This window comes from Paenibacillus sp. Marseille-Q9583 (assembly GCF_976954365.1).
Genome location: NZ_CDRJTB010000021.1, coordinates 1 through 19,832 on the forward strand (window position 1 = coordinate 1; position 19,832 = coordinate 19,832).

Below are 19,832 nucleotides of genomic sequence, written 5' to 3' on the forward strand. Positions count from 1 at the left end.
TGCCAACCAGCACCAACCGACCAGAAGAAGACATAATCGCCACGTTTGATTCGTCCGTCTTCGACTCCGCGTTGAAAGGCGATAAAAGGACTGCTTGTAGCCGTATACCCGAACTCGTCGCCTACATAGATGAATTTCTCATCAGTAAGTCCAAGACCCTCTTGGATGAGTTCGATATTTTTGAGAGAGAATTGGGAAAGGCAGAAGGCAGAGATATCATCTGTAGTCAGGCCGTTTCTTGAGAGAAGCTCTTTCATGTCTGCAACCGCCGCATTTACACAAACAGTACCGTCAAAGGGTGTCCAGCGTATCCGAATTTGCTCAGGTGTGATGTCCTCGTGATAAATATTCGATAAACCGCAAGCAGGGAACATAATGTTCTCAGATCCCTCAGAATCAGTGTAATAAAGGGAGTCAATGAAGCCTGATTGCTCGCTACTCCGTTCCAGAATGACAGCTGCAGCGGCATCTCCGAAGTTAGGGTAAGTAATTTCATCATCCGTATTGCAGTGCACTGAGCTATAGTCGCTTCCCACGACAAGTGCGTACCGGATACTAGGATTAGCTTGCATATAACGACTTGTCTGCTCTACAGCAGACACCATTCCTGCACAGTTGGCATTGGAATCTTGCGTAATGGTCCGATGTTTACCTTGTAGCATGCGGTGCAGCAGGAGTGCGTTGGTAGGATAGGTATATTCCGGTGTCTGTGAAGCGAACATGATCATATCCATATCTTCACCTTGTAAATTGGCTTCTTGTAGCGCTTTTTGGGCGGCCTTGAGTCCCATCGTTAGGGCATTTTCATCCTTATCGTTTACGATGTATCTCCGGTCACGACCCATGACTTCTAGGAATCGCTTAATGTCCTTGCCCATGCTCTGGAAATGCTCCAGATAATAATCATTAGATACGACATGTTCCGGATGGTAATAAGCGGCTTGGCGGATGGTTATATGTCCCAAATGAAACCTCCTATGCTTCAATAATTTCGTAATTTTCTAATTTCGTTGCCCGGGCTACTCGACTTAGCTGCATTTTTAGGACAGGGCTTTTTGCAATAATGAAGGTTACTTTTTTAAATCCTGATTCTTTATACAGTATGTAGCATTGCTCAAGCATAGGAAGAGTGTCGGGCGAGGATACGTTTAATGTCTTGCAATCTAAAATGATCTCATATTGTGCTGGGTCAAATGTACTTACGATTTGGTTGTACTCTTGAATGAAGCGCCCGGCGTCCTCGGGTGACATAGTACCTTCTACTTGTACATTCAGTTTTTGGGCTGCAGCGTTTGAGGTGAAATTAAAGTTTCCCATTTTAAAATCGATCTCCTCCTAAATATGATAAAAGAAAAATTTAAATAAATAGGCTAAAAAACCCATTTATATAGATATTATCGTATTTTTTAATGGGAAAGTTTAGGGGTATTATCCTTTGTATTTTAAAAAATACAAGAAGGTATAAAATTAACTTGAAAAAGATAATTTAGTAAATAATGACCTTCTCTAAGTGTATTTATATGAGTTAACCGAGGTTAGGGTGGGTCTGATCGCCCAGTCGACTTTGCAAAGCAGAGTTCTATTGGTATGATTACAGAGATGAAAAAAATTCACTATCCAATCATGGAGGAATGATAAAAATGAGCGAAATTACACTATCGCGGATCATTGATCATACACTGCTTAAAGCAGATGCACGGAAAGAAGATATCGTTAAATTGGCAGAGGAAGCAAAAGCATATAAGTTTGCTTCAGTCTGCGTAAACCCTGCTTGGGTAGCTACTGCCCATGAAGTGTTGAAGGATACGCCTGAGGTTAAAGTCTGCACAGTTATCGGCTTCCCGCTCGGATCCTCGACAACAGAGACCAAAGCATTTGAGACTACCAATGCTATCGCTAATGGTGCAGGTGAAGTGGATATGGTCATCAACATCGGAGCGCTGAAAGATGGTAACAATGAGTTGGTTAAACGTGATATTGCAGCAGTTGTAGACGCAGCTCGCGGCAAAGCACTGACTAAGGTCATTATCGAAACCTGTTTATTAACGGAAGAAGAAAAGGTTCGCGCCTGCAAGCTTTCTGTTGAAGCTGGAGCAGACTTCGTAAAAACATCGACAGGATTCTCTTCAGGTGGGGCAACGAAGGAAGATATCGCGCTGATGCGTGCAACGGTTGGACCTAATGTGGGTGTGAAGGCTTCCGGTGGTGTTCGTAGTGCTGAAGATGCACATGTAATGGTACAAGCTGGTGCAAGCCGAATTGGTACCAGCGGCGGTGTAGCGATTGCTAAGGGAGAAACAAGCCAAAGCAATTACTAAAAGAAGATAAGTAAAATGGTAGCGGTGAGATGAGGTAGACAAGCTTTATCCGCCGCTATTCTGTTTTTTATTGCGTAGATGTAAAAACTTTTTTTGAAAGCGTTATCTGATGTTCATCGGACATGCTTTCCTTTGAATAAATCAAAATATAATAATTCACACCGGAATAATAAGATTTTTTTCTTTTCAAATGATGTCGTTTATGAGAGAATGGGTACAATTATTATTTGTTAAAGATTTCTATTCTTATTTTTAAAGGGAGGAAATACCTATGTCAGAAGACCGTAAGCTGTCATTTGAAACTTTGACTGTTCATGCAGGCCAGGAGATTGATCCAACTACTTTCGCACGTGCTGTACCGCTTTATCAGACCACATCTTATGGATTCCGTGATGCTGATCATGCAGCGGATCTGTTTGCGCTCAAAGAATTCGGTAATATATACACTCGGCTGATGAATCCTACTACAGATGTATTTGAACAGCGTTTGGCAGCACTAGAAGGTGGAGCAGGTGCACTTGCTACAGCTTCCGGGGCAGCGGCTATTTCTTTCTCCATTCTAAATATTGCGGGCGCTGGGGATGAAATTGTATCTGCGGCAAGCCTATACGGTGGAACTTATAATCTTTTTTCTACAACGCTTCCTAAGCTTGGCATTAAGGTGCATTTTGTGGATTCGGATAATCCAGAGAACTTCCGTGCTGCGATTAATGATAAAACCAAAGCTTTGTATGCAGAAACCATTGGTAACCCACAGGGGAATGTACTAGATATTGAAGCCGTTGCAGCGATCGCGCATGAACATGGAATTCCTCTTATCGTGGATAATACGTTCCCAAGTCCATATTTACTGCGTCCGATTGAGCATGGAGCTGACATCGTTGTCCATTCAGCAACCAAATTCATCGGCGGACATGGCACGTCCATCGGCGGAATTATTGTGGATGGCGGTAAGTTCGATTGGAAGGCAAGCGGTAAGTTCCCAGGACTTACAGAGCCTGACCCAAGTTATCATGGCGTTGTTTATACGGAGGCTGTTGGACCGATTGCTTATATTATCAAAGCCCGCGTTCAATTACTTCGCGATTTAGGTGCTTCTATTTCACCATTTAACTCTTGGATGCTGTTGCAAGGGCTCGAAACACTCCATTTGCGGATGGAACGTCACAGTCAGAATGCACTAAAGGTTGCGCAATTTTTGGAGGGGCACGCAGATGTAGAATGGGTAAGTTATTCTGGACTTTCTACTCATCCATCTCATGAATTAGCGCAAAAGTATTTACCTAAAGGTCAAGGAGCGATCCTTACCTTCGGTATTAAAGGTGGAAGTGCTGCGGGACGCAAGCTGATTGAAAATGTGAAGCTGTTCTCGCATTTGGCGAATGTCGGTGACTCCAAGTCATTGATTATCCATCCTGCAAGCACAACACATGCACAGCTGTCGGATGAAGAGCAAACCACAGCGGGAGTAACTCCGGAATTGCTCCGCTTATCGATTGGTACGGAATCCATTGATGATATTATTTATGATCTGGAACAGGCCATCGCCGCCAGTCAACAATAGAACATTGAAGTTCAGGGAAGGCATTCGCTGCTATACGGCGATGCCTTTTTTTGTGATTTAATAAGGCTAAATTATTCACATCATTTGGCAACGCTTGCATATTTCATGGGAGGTTCCCGTATTTATAAGTGTGGTAATAAGATGTCGGTGGCATGATGTTTATTAACTTGGCGTACCGGCAGCAATCCAAAGATAAAGGGTGGGTGCGAAGATGAAGGGTGAACGTCAGCAGGATGGTTTTCGGAGTAGTGAAGAGCGCCCGTTCAAGTTCTTGTATAAGGCTGGTGATCGGGCTGTTGGGATGGAAATGAGCCAAGCCGGATCCGTTGCCTCCGCTGCCGCAGAATTTATCACCGGAGTAGAGCAGAAGGATGTTGTAGAACCTTTGAACCGTTCTTATTTTAAGCGCCCTGGAGAACAGTCGGCCTTCTTAGTGCTGCGTGAAGGACGAGAAGAACGTGAAGAGCGCCCTACTACAAGGGAAGGAACAAGATCCGTTCAAGCTGGACCTTGTCTGATACGAAGTGAGGAATGGCTGCTTGAACCTGAATTGTTTTGTCTTTATGAGAACTGGTTATCCAGTGAAGATGAGCTGCAGGCTAATCGAATGCTGCAGCGGATTTATTATCGATTGCAGGCAGCGACCACAGCGCTGCTGGAATCGGCGGATGGTGAATGGGCAGCAGTCACCCTGCTTCATCCAGAGGAGCTTGCGGCGCAGCCCGCAAAGCTCACCGCGCTTCAGGACGCGCAGCTCGAAGCGCTTTTTACTGCGGTGGCGGAGAGCCAGCGGCAAGGCGGCGATTGCCGCCTTGACCTGCTGGTCGCCTACACCGCAAGCGGAGCCGAATTCGCGGCAAAGCGCGAATTCATCGAGGTCGTGGCCGATCAGACACTCGGCCACGCTTATGCGGCGGCGTGCCGCATCGGGGCGCTGATCGCGCCCGATGTGGAGCCCTCCGCCGCCGCGGAAATCGCGCGCATCGCCGATTTCCTAGTGCTCGACGGCGCGGCGAGCGAGCTCGCGCCGGAAGAGGCCGCCGCAGAGGGCTTCGCCCTGGCGGCGGGGGAGATCCTTGCCGCCGTGCGGAGCGTGAAGCCGGCGGCGGTAGTTCTCGCCGCGGGGACTCCGGCGGCGTCGGCTTTGGCCGATCTGTATCAGATCGGCCTCAGTGGGATCTTTTGCAGCGCAGGTCAGCGGACCGAAGCGCTGCTTAGAGCAGCTTGTCTAATCTGGATCGCCAGGCAGCAGGAAACACTGGATACTGCCGCCGGTGGAAGGCCGTGATACAACAACGAAGCGGCTGTCACATAAGCCGCCTTCTCTTCTAAATAAGAGATACGTTTCATTTAGAATCGATAAAAAGACAAAAGGGCAGTGATTCTGCCGTTATTAGAGAATCACTGCTCTTTATTATTAGAGGATCGCTGCTCTTCGCTATTGAATGATCACTGTAATTTATGGTTGGGAGATCTTCTTCATTTGAGTGTTTTGGCTACTTGCTTCAAAAGTAAAATCATCATCTTTTGAGGCTTACGGACTCAGATGACCTTATTGCATGATTTATGTTTCAGCAGTGTACATGTGTTCAATGGGCGCTTCGTCCACGGAGATCTTACTACTCAAATGAAGTTAAGTACATAACAAGTACGGCTGCACTATGACCTTTGCTTCATTCATAATGCTGCCTGTCGTCAATGTCATATCGTCTTGCCTCAGTCGATTTGCTTTCAGGTCCTCATTGGTTTTACATAAAAAGGATAATTGAAGAGGCGGCACGAATCTATTAGCATCCTACTGAAAAGAGGCGCTGCACATGTCCGCAAATTTTAGAGTTGCCCTGAAGAAGGTTGTTGATGATTCTTACGACATTGAGATCGGTGAAACTTTATTTAACTCATTAATAGAAGACTTAAAACGAGGAATCGTAGAGAATGTGAGCAAATTTGCGATTATTACGGATTCCAAAGTTGAAGCGCTGTATGGACAAGCCTTGCTGGAACAGCTGATTCAGAATGGTTTCCATGGGGAGCTTTTTTCTTTTCCAGCCGGAGAAAAGTCCAAAACCCGTGAAACGAAGGCACAGCTTGAGGATCAGCTATTAAGTCGTTCGTATGGAAGAGATTGCTGTATTATTGCGATTGGAGGCGGGGCGGTAACGGATTTAGCAGGTTTTCTGGCAGGGACATTTGGCCGGGGAGTGCCAAGTTTGAACTATGCAACTACTTTATTAGCGGCAGCAGATGCATCCATTGGCGGTAAAACAGGCGTAAATACACCAGTCGCTACCAATCTAATCGGTGTATTTCATCAACCCAAAAAGGTGTACATCGACTTAGCGACTTGGAGAACTCTTCCGGTTCGTGAGTTTCGTAGCGGCTTGGCTGAAACGATCAAACATGCCTGCATCGCTGATATAAGATTTTTTGAGTTTTTGGAGCGAAATATGGATAAAGTAGTCTCCGACGATGGTGGACTTGTATTAGATCGCGAAGTTTGCGAACGGATTGCACTTTACAATTGTGAGATCAAATATGGTGTGGTAGAGAAGGACGAATTGGAGAGTAATCTGCGTCAAATTTTAAATCTGGGGCATACCGCAGGTCGAGCACTGGAGGCTTTAAGTGGTTATGAATTGTTACATGGCGAGGCCATAGCGATTGGACTTTCGATTCAGGTGCAGTTAGCAGAGCACTTGGGGTATGTGACTCCGGATCAAGCTCAGCGTGTGATTGCTTTGCTACAGAAGGCAGGTCTGCCAACTGAAATCCCAGCAACCATTACAGACCGAATGTTAATCGATAAAATGTACACTGATAAAAAAGTACGCAAAGGGCGCATACGTTTTGTATTCCAAGAAGGAATCGGCTCGATGAAACGTTTTGAGGATGGATCTTATTCAACTCCAGTTGAGGAACATGTCCTAACAGAGCTTTTAGATAAAATTCGCCACTAAACGGGCAGCTAACACATATTCTGAAATAAATGGCGTTTAGTTGAATAGATAGGCTTTACTTTTTAATTTCTGGTGGTATGATTGAAATATAAGTTGCACTAAGGAAATATAGTTGTACTATTGCAACAATGATTATCATTCTCACTACCTATAGTTATCAATCATGCTGTCCCGGCTAAGCCGGGGCAGCATGTGTCATTTTAGGGGTCTTAATAATGGCTCTCATTCTCACTTGGCAGAAGCAAAACTCCACAAAACAGAGTGTATGCTCACGAAGTAAGTTTGGTTGCGAAGAAAACCAATAAAGTTAGGCTCCACAAAACAAAGCGTATGCTCACAAAGCAAGTTTGGTTGCGAAGAAGAGTCACAGAAGGAACGCTCCACAAAACAAAGCGTATGCTTACGAAGCAAGTTTTGTTGCGAAGTAGAGTCAATGAAGTAAAACTCCACAAAACTTTAAAGGACGGCGATTATTATGCAAGCAACATCAAAACATTTACCCAAGCAGTCATCTATCTCTGGCAGCATGAAGAAGCCAGGCGCTCCAAAGCGCCGGTTCGATCCGCGTGCCATGCTCAGCAATTCTGAAATGCAGGCTGCTCTGGGCAGCGGACTGCTTATGCTTTTCGCTTGGGCTATTGGTGGTTGGTCTGAAATTCTCTCGATTGCACTCTATGTCATTTCTTATACGATTGGTGGCTGGAACAAGGCAAAGGAAGGCGTAGAGACGCTCGTCAAAGAACGAGATCTCGATGTGAACCTATTAATGATTGCAGCCGCACTAGGCGCAGCTTCCATTGGATACTGGAATGAAGGTGCTATGCTTATTTTCATTTTTGCACTCAGTGGAGCATTAGAGAGTTATACGATGGAACGTAGTAAAAAGGATATTTCCTCGCTGATGGCACTCAAACCAGCTACGGCTATGCGTATTGAAAAAGGAAGTATGAATGAGGTTAATATTGACCAGCTGGTGATCGGAGATCTGCTGCTTGTACGCCCGGGAGATTTGATTCCGGCAGACGGCAAGGTATATCGGGGGGAATCAGCAGTAGATCAGGCTTCCATTACGGGAGAATCGGTTCCTGTAGAGAAATGTGCCGGTAGCGAGGTTTTTGCAGGCACTGTTAATGGAGAAGGACCCCTTTATATTGAGGTAACGAAAGCAGCTGAGAACACCCTTTTTGCTAAAATCATCAAAATGGTAGAAGAGGCAGAGACGGAAGTTCCTAACTCCCAGCGTTTTATTAAAAGACTAGAAGCCATCTATGCACGGGTTGTCGTAGCCTCGACAGTGGCACTGATTATCCTTCCACCGTTTTTGCTGGACTGGACCTGGAGCGCTACCTTCTATAAAGCGATGGTCTTTCTAGTAGTAGCATCACCTTGCGCTTTGGTCTCTTCCATTATGCCAGCGATGCTGTCAGCCATCTCCAAAAGTGCGCGAAAAGGGGTTCTGTTTAAAGGCGGGGTCCATCTGGAAAATATGGCACGCACAACGGTTGTGGCATTCGATAAGACAGGGACGCTTACAGAGGGAACTCCTCAGGTAACTGATTTTATTGCAGGTGAAGGCTACAGTCGGCAAGAGTTGCTAACGGTTAGCGCATCCATTGAGCATATGTCCCGTCATCCACTGGCGGAAGCGATTGTGCGTAAAGCAGAAGAGGAAGGTTTAGCGCTACAGGGAGTAGAAGACAGTAAAACCATCACAGGTTGGGGAATTGAAGGTCAAATCGACGGACATCTCTGGAGAATCGGAAAGTCTAATTTGCTCGATGAGCTGACTCCATCTGCTATGAATCCTGAACTAGAGCATTGGAAACTTAAGCGGCAGCAGTTGGCTGAAGAAGGGAAGACCGTCTCCATCATTCTGGACGGTGAGCAGATTGCCGGAATGATTGCTTTACAGGATACGGTTCGCCCTCAAGCAGAAGCCGCAGTGCGTAAGCTGCAGGAGCTTGGGATTAAAGTGGCAATGCTTACCGGTGACCGTGACGCTACAGCTCAGGTTATTGCAGGTACAACTGGAGTGGATATGGTATTTGCCGATCTATTACCGGAGGATAAAGTGAAGCATATCAAAGCACTACGTGAAAAGTATGGTCATGTTGTTATGGTAGGTGATGGTGTGAATGATGCACCTGCTTTGGCGACAGCAACCGTAGGCATGGGGATGGGCATGAAAGGAAGCGGCGCAGCACTTGAAATAGCCGATGTAGTTCTTATGAATGATAATATAGAAGAGATCGCTTCAACCATATCATTGGCGCGTCGTTCGCAGCGTATTGTGAAGCAAAATATGATTTTTGCTGTGACTGTGATTGCAGTGCTTATGATCAGCAACTTTGTGCAAGGGATCGCGCTTCCTTTTGGCGTGATAGGGCATGAAGGCAGTACGATATTAGTGATTCTAAATGGACTAAGATTATTACGATAATATTTTTTGAAATTAAATTGTTCACAAAATAGTTTTGGAACTTGGGAGTCTGGCATATTGACATATTTGCTTTCAGTTATCATAATTAACACTACATTATAATTATTTTAAATAAGAAGCGACGTCATTGCCGTTTAGCTCAAGGAGGACATAGATATGTATAAATCAATAATTGTTGGTACTGGACCGGCAGGATTAACCGCCGCTATCTATTTGGCTCGTGCCAATTTGAACCCACTAGTAATCGAAGGACCTCAACCCGGTGGACAATTAACCACAACTACAGAAGTGGAGAATTTCCCTGGATTTCCTGAAGGAATCATGGGCCCTGACTTGATGGATAATATGCGTAAACAAGCTGAACGTTTTGGTGCAGAATTCCGTACGGGCTGGGTGAACAGTGTAGAACTTGGAGAGCGCCCTTTTAAGCTGAATGTTGAAGGAATGGGTGTTCTTACTACAGATACATTGATCATTTCCACAGGCGCTACAGCGAAATACCTCGGTATCCCAGGGGAGCAAGATAACGTAGGACGCGGTGTTAGCACCTGCGCTACCTGTGACGGATTTTTCTTCCGTAATAAAGAGATCGTGGTTGTTGGTGGCGGAGATTCCGCACTTGAGGAAGCGGGTTTCTTGACTCGTTTTGCTTCCAAAGTGACTTTGGTGCACCGTCGTGGAGAATTGCGTGCTTCGAAGATCATGCAGGATCGTGTACGCGCTAATGTTAAAGTAGACTGGAACTTGAACCGTACTCCTCTGGAAGTGACTTCGAGCGAAAGAGGCGTCAATGGACTAAAAGTGCTTAACAATGAGACTGGTGAAGAAGAAATCATCGAAGCAAGCGGCGTGTTTGTTGCGATTGGCCATCACCCGAATACCTCTTTCTTAGGCGGACAGATCACAACCAATGCGGATGGCTATATCATGACGAACCCAGGCACTTCCGAAACTAATATCCCAGGCGTGTTCGCATGTGGTGATGTACAGGATACTCGTTACAGACAAGCGATTACTGCAGCAGGTAGTGGATGTATGGCAGCTATGGATGCTGAGAAATATATCGAAAGCTTGGAGCACAGTGCAGTTATTCTATAATTTGGTTTGAAAAACCCTCAATGCTACAATTGATATCATCACTGTATAACTTTTATAGGAGGTCATATCATGGAGAATGTAATTGTATATACCTCAACAAATTGCCCGCATTGCCGTCAGGTGAAGAGCTTTTTAAGCGAAAAAGGCGTATCCTACGAAGAACGCAATGTCGAGCAGAACGATGATTTTGCTCAGCAAGTATGGGACATGGGAGTGAGGGCTATTCCTGTAACTGTAATCGGTGAGCATAAAATTGTTGGCATGAACAAAACTCAGTTCGACAAAGCACTTACAACTGTTTAAAAATATAAGAATTTATATGCTGCACAACTATAATATCCTTATATTTCTACGAGGAACCGATGTCGTTTTAATAGGACGACAAAGTCGTTTCTTCTTGTTAAATAAGATTTCCATCAGGAAATTGTAATGGGCCGCTTCCGATCAGGAGGCGGTCTTTTTTGAAATATAAGAAAGTATAAAATGCTTGCGAGCTTTAAGCATACAAAAAATAGTCTGACGCATCTGTGCGCAGACTATTTTTATGAAAGTAGATCTAGAAGTAGAGTTTAGGTTTGAGTGAAGGATGTAATGAGCTGAAATAGAACGTATACAGCAGCGCCGCTGCCAATAAGAATAAATCCTGATTTCTTTTTAGCTTGAAAAAAACGGAGCACGCCGAGGCTGATCAAAGGGGCAATAATGAGCAGAAAAAGCAACACAGTGATGAACATCTGTGCCGAGATATCAGACGTATCAACATAGGTCATGGACTCGCTCTCCATTTCAAAAAAGGGGTTGTAGTGATAAATGTCACACTAGCTTGACCTTTATTATATAGGATTTCTGTTCTTTTTACTGCACTTTTGATTCACTCAAATGCGTCAATTTTACGTCAATTATTTCAAAATATAAGAATGTATATGTTCCACGTTATAAATTATTCTTATATTTCACACATAAACGCTTCGCTTACCGTTATGGATTATAGGGTCACCCGAATATCGCCCAGGAAATGCATAACAGCAGAGAAACCTGCGCCGATCATCGTTCCACGGCTGCCGAGCTTAGAGAATGTAATTTCGAGTTGCTGCTTATGGTAAGGAAGAGTACGCTCAGCTACAACCCGGCGCAGCGGTTCGCCTAGCCATTCTTCAGCCTCAGACAATGCCCCACCGATCACAATAAGCTCTGGATTGAAGCTATTGATTAGATTGGTCACCCCGATACCGAGATATTCACCCATCGTTAAGAAGTGATGCAGGGCATCTTCTTGCCCGCTGGCTGCATAACGAACCAGCTCTGGCGTAGTATGGGCAGGGAGGGAGAGGTTGGGATTATCATAAGTTTTCTCAGAGGCATATAACTCCCAACAGCCACGACTCCCGCAACTGCAAGGCTTGCCTTGTGCTTCAATCGTCATATGTCCGGTTTCGCCGGCATATCCTCTTGCACCCTTATATAACTCTCCACCAATAATAATTCCAGATCCAATCCCTGATCCCGCACTGATGTAAAGGAGATGCCTTACCTCTCGTGCCGCTCCAAAGTTGAGTTCACCCTGTGCACCCGCGTTCGCTTCGTTATCAATGGTGACAGGAACGGAAAATTCAGCTTCGAGTATCGCTCGCAGCTCGACCATTTCCCAGCCAAGGTTGGGAGCGAAGAGTACAACACCATTTTCATCCACCATCCCGGGGACACCTACTCCGATGCCGACGATGCCGTAAGGGGATTCTGGAGCATTGAAAATCAAGCCTGAGATAAGTTTTTTCATTTGTTCCAGAACGTAAGGAAAATCATGGTTTTCTAAAGAAAAATCGCTTTCGTAAAGAATGCCCCCGCTCAGATCACATAAGACCGCTGTTAGCTGCTTAACCCGTAATTCTATGCCGATTACACTACCAGCCATCGTATTAAAATGCAGCATTAACGGTTTGCGGCCACCGCTTGATTCCCCAGGTCCGACTTCAGTTACCAATTCTTGCGTGCACAGCTCGGCTACCAAATTGGACACAGTAGCTTTATTCAGTCCGGTCATCTCTGAGACCTTCGCGCGCGAGAGTGGAGAGTGTCTTCGAATGGTATGTAGTACAATCGATTTATTTATTTTTTTGACCAGCGCTTGGTCTCCAGTAACCTTCACAAATCACACATCCTTCTTAAATATAAGAAAGTATAAGCTTCACGGTATACTTTCTCCTTATAATTCTCGCATAAACGCTTACCGTCCTTAAAAGGACGCTAAAGGCGTTTTAGCTTGGCATAGTTCCCATTTGTTGTATGCCACTTAGTCTAGAGTGATGTGCTGCAAATTGCAATACGTAGCGTCCAGAGGAAATTTTCCAACAGGGAGCTCTAATATTTGGGAAGAGGAGAGAGGAGGCTAGACAGGGTCCCAAAAAATGGTCATAAAAAACTTATCAAAACTTTGTTTAACCAATATACAAAGTCCGAAAGATGTGTTAAGATGATCCTGTAAACGCTTGCGGGCGAAGCACAAATTGAGGAGGATTACACAATGGCTTATTTTGAGACAGTGAACAAAATCTCTTACGAGGGAAGCCGTTCCACCAACCCTTTCGCATTTAAATTTTACAATCCTAAAGAAGTCGTAGCCGGCAAAACTATGGAAGAACATCTGAAATTTGCAATGGCTTATTGGCATACATTAACTGCTGGCGGTTCTGATCCGTTTGGCGCTGAAACAGCAATTCGCAGCTGGAACAAATTGAACGGTCTGGACAAAGCTAAGGCTCGCGCTGAAGCAGCATTTGAATTTATGGACAAGATGGATCTGCCTTACTTCTGCTTCCATGATGTAGATATCGCACCTGAAGGCGCATCTTTGCGTGAATTCTACAGCAACATCGACACTATCGTTGATATCCTTGAACAAGGCATGAAGACTTCCGGCAAGAAATTGTTGTGGAATACTGCTAATATGTTCACTAACCCACGTTACATGCACGGTGCAGGTTCTACACCTAACGCTGATGTTTTCGCACATGCAGCAGCACAAGTGAAGAAAGGTCTGGAAGTTGGTAAACGTCTGGGTGCTAGCAACTATGTATTCTGGGGCGGTCGTGAGGGTTACGAAGAATTGCTGAATACAGATATGGGTCTTGAACAAGACAACATTGCTCGTCTGTTCAGCATGGCTGTAGATTACGCTAAGGAAATCGGCTTTGACGGTCAATTCCTGATCGAGCCTAAACCAAAAGAGCCTACGAAACATCAATATGATTTCGATGCAGCAACAACGATCTCTTTCTTACAAAAATACAACCTCGACAAGCACTTCAAGCTGAACCTTGAAGCTAACCATGCTACGCTTGCAGGTCATACATTTGAACATGAGCTTCGTGTAGCTCGTATCAACGGCATGCTCGGATCGCTTGATGCTAACCAAGGTGATACATTGCTTGGATGGGATACAGATGAATTCCCAGTTAACATCTACGATGCAACACTTACACTGTATGAAGTACTCAAGAATGATGGTCTTGGCAAAGGCGGAATCAACTTTGACTCTAAAGTACGTCGTCCTTCCTTCGAGCCTGAGGATCTGTTCCTAGCACATATCGCTGGTATGGATACTTATGCAAAAGGCTTGAAAGTAGCTGCTAAATTGATCGAAGATCGCGTATTCGAAGATTTCGTTGAAAAACGTTACAGCAGCTTCAATGAAGGCGTTGGTGCGGACATCGTATCCGGCAAAGCAACTCTGGCTTCCTTGGCTGAATATGCTTTGAACAATGAGAACCCACGCCCTAACCAATCCGGACGTCAAGAATACCTGAGAGCTACCCTTAACCAATACATCTTGGCTGAGTAGTCTTTACAGGGAGCTTGAAGCTTAGGTTTTGAATCCAGTTTGAACAAATGCAACGGGGGTTGCTGAAGAGAGCATTCTTCGGCAGCCCCCTTTTTGTAGTAAAAACTAAGCGGATGCTTACGAAGCGAGTTTTATTCGGAGTATTTCAACGAAGTAAGCGCTCATAAAACTTTTAGGAGGTCAAAAATGAAATACGTTATAGGTGTAGATTTGGGCACTAGCGCAGTGAAGACTGTTCTAGTGGACCCACAGGGCAAGGTGGCTTTTGAGCATTCCGAGTCCTACCCGCTAAGCAGACCGCAGCCGAACTGGAGCGAACAAAATCCTGAGGACTGGGTAAAAGGCACGCTGGTCAGCCTTCGTCGTCTAATTGAAGTATCGGGCATAGACCCATCACAAGTTGATGGTCTTAGCTTCTCCGGGCAAATGCACGGATTGGTACTAGTGGATAAGGAAGGGCAAGTGCTTCGTCCGGCCATTCTTTGGAATGATACTCGTACTACTGCACAGTGCAGAAAAATAGAGAAGACGCTCGGAGCAAAGCTTATTGAGGTTGCTAGAAACCGTGCGCTGGAAGGCTTCACACTTCCTAAAATTCTATGGGTACAAGAGAATGAACCTGAGGTGTTATCACAAGCGCATCAGTTCCTGCTGCCAAAAGACTATGTGCGTCTCCGGTTGACCGGTGATTATGCGATGGATTATTCCGATGCTGCAGGAACGCTTCTATTAGATGTAGGTTCTAAAACGTGGAGTGCTGAAATTGCTGAAGCTTTTGAACTGCCGCTTTCCCTTTTCCCTAGACTGGTAGAGTCCTTTGAACAGACGGGAACGTTATTGCCAGATATTGCGGAAGCATCAGGTCTTTTATCATCAACAAAGGTATTTGCTGGTGGTGCGGATAATGCATGTGGCGCACTTGGAGCAGGTGTCCTTGGTGAAGGCCGGACGATGTGCAGTATTGGTACATCTGGTGTAGTTCTTTCCTATGAGAGCAACAAAGACTTAAATCTCGAAGGCAAAGTTCATTTCTTTAACCATGGTGAAAAAGATGCCTACTATATCATGGGCGTTACTCTAGCGGCTGGTCATAGCCTTACATGGTTCAAAGAAACCTTTGCGGCAGACAAAAGCTTTGATGAATTGCTAAGTGGAGTAGCTTCCATTCCAGCGGGTAGCGGCGGACTGCTCTTTACACCTTATATCGTTGGGGAACGTACACCTCATCCAGATGCGAATATTCGCGGAAGCTTTATTGGTATGGATTCAGGGCATACGTTGACTCATTTTACACGTTCTGTATTAGAAGGCATTACCTTTTCGCTACGTGAATCTATCGAGATTGTACGTGATTCAGGCAAAGAGATTACAGAAATCATTGCGATCGGTGGAGGGGCTAAAAATGAGGCATGGCTCCAGATGCAAGCAGATATTTTCAATGCATCCATCGTGAAGCTTGAAAGTGAGCAAGGTCCGGCTATGGGAGCAGCGATGTTGGCAGCTTACGGTAGTGGCTGGTTCACATCACTTAGTGCATGTGCAGAAGCTTTCATCCGTCCTGCGGATGTATATAAACCAGATCCGAAGCAAGCGGCAATCTATGACGGCTTATTTAACCTCTATCAGGAAGTATACGGTCAGACCCGTGAACTGAATAACAAGCTGGCAGCGTACCGCCAATAATTAAGGACGCCGAAAGGTTTATGCTTGATATGTCTGATAAAAAAGGTCTTTCGCATATGGCGAAGGACCTTTTTATGACCATCTCGTTTATTGATCTGAGGATAGGCTGTATTCGAAGTTGTTGCCGTTCCTATTTTTCTTCTGTAAAGTATGGGGTATCTCCAGGGCAGCGTTAAACTCTGCATGAGATAGTGAAGGTTTTGGGGGGCGGAAGGCCATGTTCCAATGGATGGTTAAGCTGTTGAATGACATCAAAATCCGCAATAAGCTGTTGCTTGCTTTTTTACTCACCACGTTACTTCCGGTATTGCTGGTAGGCGGTTATCTTACGTTTGAGATGAGGACCATGGCATTTCAGAGCGCACTGGAACAAGCTTCAATCAACGTAGATCGGGTAAAGAAAAGAACAGAAGAAGTCATCGGTGTATCTCAAGATATCGCATATCGCTTGAGCAATGATGCACGGTTGAAGAGACTTGCCATACGTCAGTATGTTAGCACTTATGATGTGGTGGAAGCTTACCGCGATTACTCGGATATGCGTGAGTATCTAAGGTTGTATAAAGATATATCCAACATTCGCTTATACACTGACAACGCTACGCTGCTTAACAACTGGGAGCTGATCAATCCTTCACCTGAGATTAAGGAGAGCCAGTGGTATCAGAGAGCACAGCGGTACGATAGTCTTGTCGGTTGGGAATATATCGAAGATGAGCGTGATAAGCGGAATTATTTAAGTCTTGTCCGCAAAATTGAGCTGGAGGGCTCCAGTAAGATCGGTGTGCTCGTTATTAATGTGAACAGTCAGCAGCTTACATCCATTCTAAGCCAGGAATCTTTTGATACCATGATCGTCGATGATCAAGACAATATCATTGCAGCGAACCGGAAAGATCGGACAGGTAAAAAGCTGGCGGATGTTTCTTTTGACACGAAGCTCTTGGGGCAGGGAAGTGGAAGCTATGAAGCAGTAGTAGATGGTGAAGCTTCCAAAATTGTGATCGAGGAGCTTAAACCACAAGCCAGCCGAAATGCACTACGAATTATATCTGTTTTTTCGATTGAAAGTATAGTTAAAGAACCCAATCAAGTGATTAAGCTTTCGATTACTGTGGTTGCGATAAGTGTTCTATTGGCCTTTTTAATTATATATAGCTTCTCCTCGTTGTTTTCGCGACGATTGCTGCATTTAAGCAGACATATTAACCGAGTCAGTACTGGGGATTTTGATACGACATTAAAGATGGATGGCAAGGATGAAATCGCCCTGTTAGCTCGTCAATTCAATTCCATGGTACGCAGCATTAATGATTTGATGTATGAGGTACAGGAATCCAATGCTCAGAATAGTCTGCTGGAACAGAAACAAAATGATATACGATTCAAAATGCTGGCCAGCCAGATTAACCCGCATTTCTTATTCAATGCACTAGAAGCGATTAGGATGGAAGCTCACATGAAGGGGCAAGTGGAAATTGCCCGTGTGGTACGTCTTCTAGGTAAAATGATGCGCAGTAGCCTGGAGGTAGGCCGAAGTAAAATTTTGCTTAGTCAGGAATTAGAAGTGGTACGTTGTTACTTGGATATTCAGCAATTCCGTTATGAGGAGAGGTTGAAATATCAATTTACTGTAGACCCTGCCGTTGAATCTCTTTATATGCCCCCGCTTCTTATTCAGCCACTTGTTGAGAACGCAGTAATCCACGGACTGGATAATAAGATGGAAGGTGCATTTGTGACGGTGGAAGTTGTACAAGTTGGGGATCATGCTAAATTTACGATTACAGATAACGGAGTAGGAATATCTCCAATTCAGCTGGAGGAATTACTGAACACGCTTGAGCGTAAGGAAGAGCGTGAAGGTGAGCGAATTGGACTTCGTAATGTACATGACCGGCTAAAACTATCCTACGGCGCAGAATATGGGCTAACGATTGAAAGTAGACCTAATGTAGGAACGGTTATTTTCTTCTGCATACCAATGGAGGACAACAATCTATGATAAAAGTGATGATTGTCGATGATGAGCCGAAGCTACGGGAAGGACTTCGAAGTCTGATCCCATGGGAGAAGCTCGGTTATACGGTAGTAGCTACAGCAGCTAATGGCTTGCAAGCACTTGAAAAGTATCATACCTTCTACCCGGAACTGATCGTTGCTGATATTCGTATGCCTGGAATGGATGGTCTGGAAATGATTAGTGAGCTTCGCAAAGAAGGCTCAGAAAGTCATGTACTCATTTTGAGTGGACATGCTGATTTTGAATATGCTAAGCGGGCGATTGGTTATCGGATCGACGGCTATTTGCTGAAGCCAGTGGATGAGGATGAGATGATCGTATGTCTGGAACAGCTACATGAAACGATCGAGCAGGAGCAGCGGTTCAGTGACTGGAATGAGGAGGAGCCCGCTCGCAATAGGGAAACTTTACTTCGAGCGCTTATGCAGCCAACTTTAGAGGAAGAACTGGAGGAGGAGAACCTTAGCAGACATGTGAATGCACTAGGACTGGAACAGGGCAATTACGAAGTCATCCTCATGGAGTTAAGAAAAACAGCTGGTGCAAACGATGAGGATCTACGGGAAATCAAAACAGTGATGGAACAGCATTTTAGTAATCACCCTAATGCTTCATTCTTTACGTTGTCGCAGTATTTGGGGATTCTTATGAAGGACCCGGACCAGAGCGCGAGCAAGCGGGAAGAATTATATAAGGGATTATCTGCAGTGATAGAACCAAGGGGTTACGACTTCATTGCAGTAGCGGGGGGAGTAGTACCTCGACCTGAAATAGCAGGAGAATCGTTTAATTCAGCACGTGAACTGTTAAGACGTTCCTTCTTCTTCAAGAAGGGGATCATCATCAGTACAGATCCTTCAGGATTTCTGATGGAGATGAAGGAGAAGACTGAAGAGGATCAGGAGACGGAGAGTCGTCTGCTGCTTGCAGTAGAAACCGGAAGTCTGAGCGCGATCCGACCGATAGTGCAAACCATCTGTGCTGAACTTATATCTGCGGGCAGTGATGAATTGCGAATTAAAGAGACCTTTGTGAGGCTCCTTAGTACTGTGCTGGCCCGTCTGGAGCCTACGTATCCAGAAATTCGTACCTATGCAGCAGAGCATTCCCCTCCGATAGGGGAGCTTTATCAAAGTTATTATTTGTCTGATTTGCAGGATCAGGCTGTCTCATTTCTCGAAGAAATTGCGAGTCAGATGACCAGTGGGCGTGGAAATGAAATTAAGAAGATCACAGAAATAATCAACCGACGCTACAATGAGAACCTAAAGCTGGAGACCTTATCCGAGTTATTCTGCTACAACAGCGCTTATCTCGGTAAAATGTTCAAGAACACCACAGGGGAATATTTTAATACGTACGTGGACAAAGTGCGGATTGAGAAGGCTAAGGAATTTCTGACGCAAGGTATGAAAGTATACGAGGTGGCTGAGAAGGTAGGATATATGAACCCTGATTATTTCAACGCTAAGTTCCGTAAATATGTAGGAATCTCACCAACTTCTTATCGTAAAAGTATTTAAGGTTTGGTGTGGTGTTCTTGTTTGATATACCTGCGGCTGTGGATCAGATGTTTATCTGAATCACAGCCGCAGGTCTTTTTTTTTTGTTTTCCCTACCTCCCACCAATTGTACGTGGTGAAGTATTAATGTAGTTAAATAGACACCTGCTTAAGCTTATACGGGTGGAGGGCTAATGCATTTTCTTTAGAATCAGGGTTCTAAACATCTGCTGGTAAATGAGCGAAGAGGGATTTTTGGAACTGTAGAAGCGGAGCGTTCGCCCGAAAGCTTTTCGTAGAAAAGCTCGCTTCGAAAGCATATGCTATCCTCGGATTTCTACCGCGAAAAGCGGTTTAAATCAAGAAATCTGAGGATAACAGCGATCGGAAGTCCAAAATTCCTCGTAGT

15 protein-coding genes are annotated in these 19,832 nt (G+C 44.9%); 11 read left to right on the plus strand and 4 right to left on the minus strand.

Going from position 1 to position 19,832, the window contains the following annotated elements:
- Together ACWNM1_RS12135 and ACWNM1_RS12140 are read right to left on the minus strand one after the other, a co-directional pair.
- On the minus strand, positions 1–965 hold a 965-nt coding region (locus ACWNM1_RS12135), incomplete at its 3' end, for a ketoacyl-ACP synthase III (RefSeq protein WP_449601116.1).
- 10 nt (positions 966–975) lie between these two features.
- Positions 976–1,317 (minus strand): hypothetical protein, encoded by a 342-nt coding sequence (locus ACWNM1_RS12140; RefSeq protein WP_449601117.1) that lies wholly within the window; start codon positions 1,315–1,317, stop codon positions 976–978.
- Between the two features lie 323 nt (positions 1,318–1,640).
- Here ACWNM1_RS12140 and deoC point away from each other — a divergent pair, with 323 nt between their 5' ends.
- The 7 genes from deoC to ACWNM1_RS12175 all read left to right on the plus strand — a co-directional run bounded on the left by deoC (position 1,641) and on the right by ACWNM1_RS12175 (position 10,680).
- Positions 1,641–2,318, plus strand: a complete 678-nt coding sequence (gene deoC, locus ACWNM1_RS12145; protein ID WP_449601118.1) for a deoxyribose-phosphate aldolase — start codon at positions 1,641–1,643, stop codon at positions 2,316–2,318.
- 271 nt (positions 2,319–2,589) lie between these two features.
- On the plus strand, positions 2,590–3,882 hold the full coding sequence (locus tag ACWNM1_RS12150; RefSeq protein ID WP_449601119.1) for a homocysteine synthase: 1,293 nt from the start codon (positions 2,590–2,592) through the stop codon (positions 3,880–3,882).
- A 211-nt stretch (positions 3,883–4,093) separates the two neighbouring features.
- Positions 4,094–5,170, plus strand: coding sequence for a hypothetical protein (locus tag ACWNM1_RS12155; protein ID WP_449601120.1), 1,077 nt, complete (start codon positions 4,094–4,096; stop codon positions 5,168–5,170).
- Positions 5,171–5,699: 529 nt separating this feature from the next.
- Positions 5,700–6,839, plus strand: a complete 1,140-nt coding sequence (gene aroB, locus ACWNM1_RS12160; protein WP_449601121.1) for a 3-dehydroquinate synthase — start codon at positions 5,700–5,702, stop codon at positions 6,837–6,839.
- Between the two features lie 475 nt (positions 6,840–7,314).
- The gene (locus tag ACWNM1_RS12165) at positions 7,315–9,279 is read left to right on the plus strand and encodes a heavy metal translocating P-type ATPase (RefSeq protein ID WP_449601122.1); all 1,965 of its coding nucleotides are present in this window, start codon (positions 7,315–7,317) and stop codon (positions 9,277–9,279) included.
- Positions 9,280–9,435: 156 nt separating this feature from the next.
- Entirely contained in the window at positions 9,436–10,377 is a 942-nt protein-coding gene (gene trxB, locus ACWNM1_RS12170; RefSeq protein ID WP_042191901.1) for a thioredoxin-disulfide reductase, read from the plus strand.
- 69 nt (positions 10,378–10,446) lie between these two features.
- Positions 10,447–10,680: a glutaredoxin family protein gene (locus tag ACWNM1_RS12175; RefSeq protein ID WP_234538840.1), complete on the plus strand. Its 234-nt coding sequence runs from the start codon at positions 10,447–10,449 to the stop codon at positions 10,678–10,680.
- Positions 10,681–10,946: 266 nt separating this feature from the next.
- Here the strand turns inward: ACWNM1_RS12175 and ACWNM1_RS12180 are convergent, their stop codons facing one another.
- Positions 10,947–11,147 carry a hypothetical protein gene (locus tag ACWNM1_RS12180; RefSeq protein WP_042191897.1) on the minus strand — a complete coding sequence of 67 codons (201 nt, stop codon included), beginning with the start codon at positions 11,145–11,147 and terminating at the stop codon, positions 10,947–10,949.
- 215 nt (positions 11,148–11,362) lie between these two features.
- Complete coding sequence (locus tag ACWNM1_RS12185) at positions 11,363–12,523, minus strand: ROK family protein (RefSeq protein WP_449601123.1); 1,161 nt, start codon at positions 12,521–12,523, stop codon at positions 11,363–11,365.
- A 375-nt stretch (positions 12,524–12,898) separates the two neighbouring features.
- Here ACWNM1_RS12185 and xylA point away from each other — a divergent pair, with 375 nt between their 5' ends.
- From xylA to ACWNM1_RS12205, 4 genes are all read left to right on the plus strand, one after another.
- A complete protein-coding gene (xylA, locus tag ACWNM1_RS12190) occupies positions 12,899–14,215 on the plus strand; it encodes a xylose isomerase (protein ID WP_042131068.1) in 1,317 nt (438 codons plus the stop codon).
- 186 nt (positions 14,216–14,401) lie between these two features.
- Entirely contained in the window at positions 14,402–15,898 is a 1,497-nt protein-coding gene (xylB, locus tag ACWNM1_RS12195) for a xylulokinase (RefSeq protein WP_449601124.1), read from the plus strand.
- Between the two features lie 217 nt (positions 15,899–16,115).
- Positions 16,116–17,903, plus strand: a complete 1,788-nt coding sequence (locus ACWNM1_RS12200) for a sensor histidine kinase (protein ID WP_449601125.1) — start codon at positions 16,116–16,118, stop codon at positions 17,901–17,903.
- Positions 17,900–19,444, plus strand: coding sequence for a response regulator transcription factor (locus ACWNM1_RS12205; RefSeq protein WP_449601126.1), 1,545 nt, complete (start codon positions 17,900–17,902; stop codon positions 19,442–19,444). Before ACWNM1_RS12200 ends, ACWNM1_RS12205 begins: the two co-directional genes overlap by 4 nt.
- Positions 19,445–19,832: the final 388 nt, after the last annotated feature.

Excerpts from the sequence above, each read along its gene's own strand:
- ACWNM1_RS12140 (WP_449601117.1), bottom strand. The coding sequence starts at position 1,317 with ATGGGAAACTTTAATTTCACCTCAAACGCTGCAGCCCAAAAACTGAAT.
- deoC (WP_449601118.1), top strand. The coding sequence starts at position 1,641 with ATGAGCGAAATTACACTATCGCGGATCATTGATCATACACTGCTTAAA.
- ACWNM1_RS12150 (WP_449601119.1), top strand. The coding sequence starts at position 2,590 with ATGTCAGAAGACCGTAAGCTGTCATTTGAAACTTTGACTGTTCATGCA.
- ACWNM1_RS12155 (WP_449601120.1), top strand. The coding sequence starts at position 4,094 with ATGAAGGGTGAACGTCAGCAGGATGGTTTTCGGAGTAGTGAAGAGCGC.
- aroB (WP_449601121.1), top strand. The coding sequence starts at position 5,700 with ATGTCCGCAAATTTTAGAGTTGCCCTGAAGAAGGTTGTTGATGATTCT.
- ACWNM1_RS12165 (WP_449601122.1), top strand. The coding sequence starts at position 7,315 with ATGCAAGCAACATCAAAACATTTACCCAAGCAGTCATCTATCTCTGGC.
- trxB (WP_042191901.1), top strand. The coding sequence starts at position 9,436 with ATGTATAAATCAATAATTGTTGGTACTGGACCGGCAGGATTAACCGCC.
- ACWNM1_RS12175 (WP_234538840.1), top strand. The coding sequence starts at position 10,447 with ATGGAGAATGTAATTGTATATACCTCAACAAATTGCCCGCATTGCCGT.
- ACWNM1_RS12180 (WP_042191897.1), bottom strand. The coding sequence starts at position 11,147 with ATGACCTATGTTGATACGTCTGATATCTCGGCACAGATGTTCATCACT.
- xylA (WP_042131068.1), top strand. The coding sequence starts at position 12,899 with ATGGCTTATTTTGAGACAGTGAACAAAATCTCTTACGAGGGAAGCCGT.
- xylB (WP_449601124.1), top strand. The coding sequence starts at position 14,402 with ATGAAATACGTTATAGGTGTAGATTTGGGCACTAGCGCAGTGAAGACT.
- ACWNM1_RS12200 (WP_449601125.1), top strand. The coding sequence starts at position 16,116 with ATGTTCCAATGGATGGTTAAGCTGTTGAATGACATCAAAATCCGCAAT.
- ACWNM1_RS12205 (WP_449601126.1), top strand. The coding sequence starts at position 17,900 with ATGATAAAAGTGATGATTGTCGATGATGAGCCGAAGCTACGGGAAGGA.